Consider the following 4,376-nt stretch of genomic DNA (forward strand, 5'->3'; position numbering starts at 1 on the left):
CGCCGCTCCGCGCGGCGCTCGAGGCGGCACCCGACCTGATCGCGCGGGCGGAGGCGGGGGAGCGCGAGGCGCTCGAGGCCGCGCGCGACGACGCGCGGGCGCGCGCCGAACGCGCCGACGCCCTGCAGGAGGAGGTCGCCAGCCTCGACGCGCGGGTCGCGGCGGCCGAGGAGGGGCACGACCTGACCGAGGCGCGCGCGGCGGAGCGCGCCGCGGTGGAGGCGTTGCGCGAGGCGCGCGACGCCGTGACGTTCGCCGAGGCGGGCCGGTGGTGGTTGGACCGGGTCGAGGCGGAGCACGGCGCGCAGGCGACCCCGGCGATCCTCGCGGGCGCGCGCGCCGCGTTCGCCGCCTTCACCGAGGCGCGCTACGAGCTGACGATCGACCCGCGCGCGGAGGAGGGGCGGCGCTTCGTGGCGTTCGACCGGCGCGACGGCGTCGAGCGCACGCTGCGGGAGCTCTCGACGGGCACGCGCATGCAGATGCTGGTGGCGGTGCGGATCGCCTACGCCCGCCACGCCGAGGCGGGGGGGCCGGCGCTCCCGGTCGTGCTGGACGAGGCGCTCACGACGAGCGATGCGGAGCGCTTCGCGGCGGTGGCGCGGAGCCTCGCGCGTCTCGTGCGGGACGAGGGCCGCCAGGTCCTCTACCTCTCCGCCCGCGCGGAGGACGCCGCCGCCTGGCGGGCGGCGGTCGCGGACCTCGACGGCGAACCGGTCGACGTGCAGGAGTGGCACCTCGACGCCGCGACGACGACGGCGGCCGTCACCGACCCGGCCGTCCTGACGCTGCCGCCCGTCGACGCGGTCCCGGATCCGGGGGACCTCGACGCCGCGGCGTACGCCGTGCGGTTGCGGGTCCCGCCGATCGACCCGTGGCGGGCGGCGGACGCGATCCACGTGCTGTACCTCCTGCACGACGACCTGCCGACCGTCGCGACGCTGGTGCGGGGTGGCGCGACGACGCTCGGGGTGGTCGACGGCGTCGACCGCGCCTCCGGCCTGCCCGGCTGGATCGGGACGGCGCCCGCCGAGGCGCTGCGCGACCGGATCGTGGCGGCGCGCGCTTGGCTGCCCGCTTGGACCCTCCACCGGGCGCGGCCGGTGGACGCCGACGTGCTCGCCGCCTCGGGCGCGGTGAGCGACACCTTCTTCGACGCCGTGGCGCAGGTCGTCCGCGACGTCGAGGGGGACGGGGCGGCGTTGGTGGCGGCGCTCGAGGCGAAGGCGGTGTCGGGCTTCCAGACCCGCAAGCGCGAGGAGCTCGAGCAGTACCTGCGCGAGGAGGGCTACCTCGTCGAGGGCGCGCCGTTGGCCCCCGCGGAGCGGATCGGGCGGATGGCGACGGCCCTCGAGGCGGCCGGGCGGGCCCGCGACCCGGGCGCCCTCGCGGCCCTCGATCGCGCCCTCGAGGCGGGCGTGACCGCGGGCGGGCGGTCCCCCTCGCCCGAGGCGTAGCCTCGGGCATGCCCCGTCGCGCGCGCCGTCGCGGTGCGCACGTCGTCCTGCTGGGGCCGGACGGGGTCGGCAAGACGGCGGTGCTCGACGCCCTCGAAGCCGACCTCGCCGCGGCCGGCGTGGCAGTGCGGCGCCGCCACCTCCGGCCGCACCTGGACGCGGTGTGGCGCGGCCGACCGACGCCGGAGGCGCCGGTCCGCCCGGGCGCGCCGCGCGGGCCTCTGGGGTCGCGCCTGCAGGCCCTCGCGTGGCTGCTCGAGGCGCACGTCGCGTACCTCGCGCGCGACGGGGGGTGGCTGCGGCGGGGTGGGTGGATCCTGCAGGACCGCGGGCTGGCCGACCTCGCGGTCGATCCGGCCCGGTATCGCTCGTCGGCGCCGGAGCGGGGCGTCCTCCGGGTTCTGCGGTGGGCCCCGCGGCCGGACGTGCGCTACGTGCTGGTGGCGCCGGAGGGGACGCTCGACGCGCGCCGGGCGGGCCGACCGGGTGGGGTGGACGCCGCGCGCTACGAGGCGCTCGCCGCGCGGCTTCCGGGGGCGGTCCGCGTCCGGGCGGACCGCCCGCTCGCGGACGTCGTGGCGTCGGTCCGGGCCGACCTCGCGGCGCGCGGATGGTGGTGGGACGTCAGGCGTCCGCCGGCGTCACCCGCTCCACCTCGCCGGTCGCGGTGAACACCAGGAGGCCCTCGCTCGCGCCCAACAGCGCCAGGTAGCCGCGAACCTGTTCGCGGTACCCGGCGCGGGTCGCTTCGCTCGCGTCGCGGTCGCTCTTCCAGTCGACGACCGTCGTGACGTGGCCGGCGTCGTCGAGCGCGACGGCGTCGGCGATGCCGGAGATCAGCACCTCGCGTTCCCCGTCCGCGTCCACCTCCACCCGGACGCCGTGCACGTCGACCTCGGCCAGTAGCCGCCCGTGCAGTGCCGCGACGGCGGGGTGCTGCCAGGTGGCCTCCACCTGCGCCGCGACGTCGTCCGGGTCGACGTCGGCGGCGGCGTCGGGGTGCTCCGCGGCGAGCTGCGCGTGCAGCGTCGCGGCGCGTTCGGCGAGGGCGCGGCCGTCGGCCCCTCCGTCGTCGCGCGCGGGGGGGAGGAGGCCGTGAATGCGTTCCTCGAGGAGGACGTGCACCAGCCGCCCGCGGAGGGTGCCGGCCCCGACCGTCGGGCGGGGCGGGGGCGTGAGGTCGTCGGTCCCCTCGTCGGGGGCGGCGAGGGGGCGTTCGGGGTCGGGGTGCGTGGACGGTGCACGGCGCACGACCCGACGCCGGGCGGCGCGCAGCGCCGCGCTGCGCGCGGCGTAGGCGCCTTCGTCCGGTCCCGCGTCGCGCAGGGCGGGGGGGCCGGCGTCGCGCGCGGCGGGGGGTGGGTCGAGCTTCGCGAGGCGGTCGAAGGGCCAGTCGACGAGCGCGTGCCAGCCCGCCGCCTTCGTTTCGAACGTCGGTTCGGGCAGCACCAGGACGTCCTTGGCGCGGGTGACGGCGACGTACCAGAGGCGGAGGCGTTCGGCGTCGGCCTCCTTGGTTGCGCGCTCGGTCGCGTCGTCGAAGCCGGTGGTGGCGTGCCCGAGCAGCCGGTGGGCGAGCACGCCGTCGCTTCCGACGTGGGGTGGGGTCGGGGCGCGGCTGGTGCCGAAGGCGTTGATGGGGATCACGACGCGCCACTCGAGGCCTTTGGCGGCGTGGACCGTGATCAGCGAGACGGCGTCCTCGACGGCGTCGCGTTCCGCTTCGCCGGTGCGTTCCGCGTCGTTCCAGGCGCGCCAGGTGGCGCGGACGTACGCGTGCAGGCCGCGCGCGGCGTACGCGTGGGCGCCGTCGAGGAACGCCTCGAGGTTCGCGAGGTCGCGCCCGGCGTGCCGCGGGTTGCGGGCGCGGAGGGTGGCGCGGACGTCGAGCGCGTCGACCGCGTCGCGCAGGACCGCGTACGGCGTGCGCGTCGCGGCGTCCGCCGCGAGCGGCGCGAGGCGACGCAGGGCGTCGCGCACCGGGCCGTCGGGGAGAACGTCGGGATCGACGTCGGTGCGGAGCGGTCCGGGGCGCGGGGCGGACGCGTTCCACGCCGCCTGCGCGTCGAGGAGGGCGGCGTCGGGCACGCCGATCAGGGGCCCGCGGAGGAGCGCGCCGAGGGCGAGGGTGTCGGCGGGATCGACGAGGGTGCGCGCGAGCGCGAGGAGGTCGAAGACGACCTGCTGGACGTAGTAGTTCTTCCCGGCCTGCGAGGCGACCGCCACGCCGCGCGCCTCGAGTTCGCTTTCGTAGCGCTCGAGGTCGGTGCCGACCGGCGCGAGCAGGGCGACGTCGCGCGCGGTGAGGCCGGGCAGGTGGGGTTCGGCGTCGGGGTCGAGCAGGGCGACGCAGAGGTCGGCGACGCGGCGCGCTTCGCTGGCGCGGACCGCGTCCGACCAGCCCTTGGTGCTGGGTTTCAGGGGGACGGGCAGCGTCAGGGGGAGGGTGGCGACGGCGGGGGGCGCGTCCGCCGCCGCGGTGCGGAACGGCGCGAGGGGCGCGTAGTCCGGTTGGTGCTCGCCCCGCTCCATGGGGCCGGCGAAGACGTCGTTGGTGAACGTCAGGACGCCGGGCACGGACCGGAAGTTCGTGCCGATCGTCAGCAGGTCGGCGCCGGGGTCGTCCGCCATGCGGTCCTTGAGCATGGCGTACGTGCGGACGTCCGCGCCGCGGAAGCGGTAGATCGATTGTTTCGGGTCGCCGACGACGAAGCGGGCGCCGGGGCGGGCGGGCCAGGTGCGCCAGTCGTCGTCGTTGGGGACGCCGGTGAGGCGCCACACGATCTCCGCCTGCAGCGGATCCGTGTCCTGAAACTCGTCGACGAGGACGTGCCGCCAGCGGTTCGCGAGGGCGGCGCGGACGTCCGCGTGGTCGCGGAGGAGCGCCGCGGCGCGGCGCAGCAGGTCGTCGTAGTCGAG

3 protein-coding genes are annotated in these 4,376 nt (G+C 77.8%); 2 read left to right on the forward strand and 1 reads right to left on the reverse strand.

Annotated elements, in window-relative coordinates; all coding sequences use genetic code 11:
• Together RI554_09630 and RI554_09635 are read left to right on the forward strand one after the other, a co-directional pair.
• Window positions 1–1,457, forward strand: a 1,457-nt coding sequence (locus RI554_09630) for a hypothetical protein (protein MDR9392274.1), incomplete at its 5' end; no start/stop codon positions are given.
• A gap of 8 nt (window positions 1,458–1,465) precedes the next feature.
• Window positions 1,466–2,128, forward strand: coding sequence for a hypothetical protein (locus RI554_09635; GenBank protein MDR9392275.1), 663 nt, complete (start codon window positions 1,466–1,468; stop codon window positions 2,126–2,128).
• Here the strand turns inward: RI554_09635 and RI554_09640 are convergent.
• On the reverse strand, window positions 2,082–4,376 hold a 2,295-nt coding region (locus RI554_09640; GenBank protein MDR9392276.1), incomplete at its 5' end, for a UvrD-helicase domain-containing protein. The genes RI554_09635 and RI554_09640 overlap by 47 nt on opposite strands.

Source organism: Trueperaceae bacterium (assembly GCA_031581195.1).
GTDB lineage: Bacteria > Deinococcota > Deinococci > Deinococcales > Trueperaceae > SLSQ01.